General features: G+C 72.8%; 1 protein-coding gene and 2 pseudogenes. All 3 read right to left on the bottom strand.

The window, feature by feature from the left end; translation table 11 throughout:
* A pseudogene (locus C5B96_RS16875) lies at positions 1–946 on the bottom strand (hypothetical protein); the annotation flags it as partial.
* A complete protein-coding gene (locus C5B96_RS16870) occupies positions 943–1,716 on the bottom strand; it encodes a TetR/AcrR family transcriptional regulator (protein ID WP_104246516.1) in 774 nt (257 codons plus the stop codon). The pseudogene C5B96_RS16875 and the gene C5B96_RS16870, both read right to left, overlap by 4 nt.
* A 74-nt stretch (positions 1,717–1,790) precedes the next feature.
* A pseudogene (locus C5B96_RS17665) lies at positions 1,791–1,889 on the bottom strand (DUF3151 family protein); the annotation flags it as partial.

The raw sequence follows: 1,889 nt of genomic DNA, 5'->3' as shown, positions 1-1,889 counted from the left end.
GTGGTGGGCCATCGCGGCCGACCTGGCGCACCGCGGGCTCGGGGGCGGCGAGGGTGGCGCGGCGGGCGTCCTCGGTGGTGCGGGTGGCCTCTGCGCGGCGGGCGACGTCGGCCACGCGGTCGGCCTCGAAGCGCGCGGACGTCTCGGCGAGCAGGTCGACGGAGGCAGGGCTTGCGATCACGAGCACCGCCAGCCCGCGGTGCGCCAGGTCGGCCGCGATGGCCCACCACTCGAACGGATCGCTTCCGCGCCGGTCGGGCGCCGTCAGCACAATGGCCTCGACCCCCGGGCGGCTCGCGGCCAGCTCGCTCAGCACTCGCAGCCGTACGGCGGTCGGCACGTTCTGCGTCTCCCACCCGCCGAACTCGCTCACGCCGAGCTCCGCGAGAGCCTCTGCGGTCGCGCGCCGCCCCGAGGGGCGATCGGCGAACATCAACTCCTCCTGCACAACGGCGCTGAACTTCAGGTCGCCCACAGGCTCGCTCACATCGGGTGCGTCGACGATCGCGGTCGCGGCCCGCAGCCGCGCCATCGCGTCCGCGCCCGTACCCGCCTCGGTGCCGGAGCCGGTGCCGGTGCCTAGGTCGGCGTCGGATTCCGCGTTCAAGTCGTCGATCGCGAACGGGGCGTCTGTGTCGGGGGAGACGTTGTTCAGGGCATCGTCCTCACGAGTGCCCACAGCGCCCGCGTCATCCGCCGATGCGCCGCCGTCGCTCGCGAGTTCGTCCGCGTCATCCGCGAACCCGCCCGCGTCATCCGCGTCGACGATCGCCACGGTTCCGGAGTCCGGCACCATGCGCCCGGTCGCGATCAGCGCCAGCACCGTCGGCCGCGCTGCGGTCTCGACCGCCGCCACCGTCACGCCGCCCGACTGGTACACCAGCGACGTCTCGGGCAGGTTCTCGCCCTGCTCGCCCTTGGTGACACTGCTCAGGATGATCTTCACGCTGTCTTCTCCTCCACACCCGGTGTCGCGGTCTGATCTCTCTTCGTGCGCCCGGCTGTCGCATCCGGAACCTCGCCCGACGCCGCATCCGCATCCGCAGCATCCCCCGACGCCGCACCGAACTCGAGCACCGGATGCTCGGCGATGACCGAGCTCGCCTCCCGCCAGGAGAGGCCGGCGGCCCCGAGGCCAGACAGCATCACGAGCCGGTGGCCCTCGCGGTTCGACAGGTCGCCGCGAATGGCCTCGTCGAGCACCGACAGTGCCGCCGCCTCGATCAGGCGGGCCAGCGTCGGCGCCGCGATGTCTTCGCGCAGCTCACCGGCGGCCATGCCGCGCTCGACGATCGCGAGCAGCTTCTGCCGCACCGGGCCGAGCGTCTCGGCGATGTGGTCGCGCTGCGGTCCGCGCACGGCGAGCTGCGCCATCACGCGCACGTCTTCGACCTCCGACCAGAGCCGGGCGCCGATGAGGGCGATCGCGACACGGGCATCGGGATCGTCGATCGGCCCGAGCGCCGCGGTCACGCGCTCGCCACCGCGGGTCTGCAGCTCGGCGACCAGCTCGTCGCGCGTGGCGAAGTGCCCGTAGATGGCGCGGCGGGAGAGCCCGGCGCCGGCTGCGATGGCTTCGAGCGAGGCGTCGGGGTCGCGGTTCAGCAGGAGTCGTGCCGAGTCGAGGATCGCGGCCCGGTTCTGGGTCGCATCGCGACGCGGCGCGCGCTCGGCCGGGGCCGGCTGCAGCCGGGCGGTGGGAACCGATGTCGTCATGCCTCCAGTCTACGAAGTTGCACACGTCTGTGCAACTTGTATTCCGGGCTGCCACGAGACCTCGCACCCATACCGCCACGCCAGCCGCCCTTGCGGAGCGCATCGAGCCCGCGGTGGTAGCCGACGCGCGCGTAGGCGTACGACGGGAGGATCTGGCCCGCGTCGAACGCGCT

This window comes from Subtercola sp. Z020 (assembly GCF_002931235.1).
Classification (GTDB): Bacteria; Actinomycetota; Actinomycetes; order Actinomycetales; family Microbacteriaceae; genus Subtercola.
Note: the sequence above shows the minus strand (reverse complement) of the source record. Positions and strands in the feature narration are given on the sequence as shown.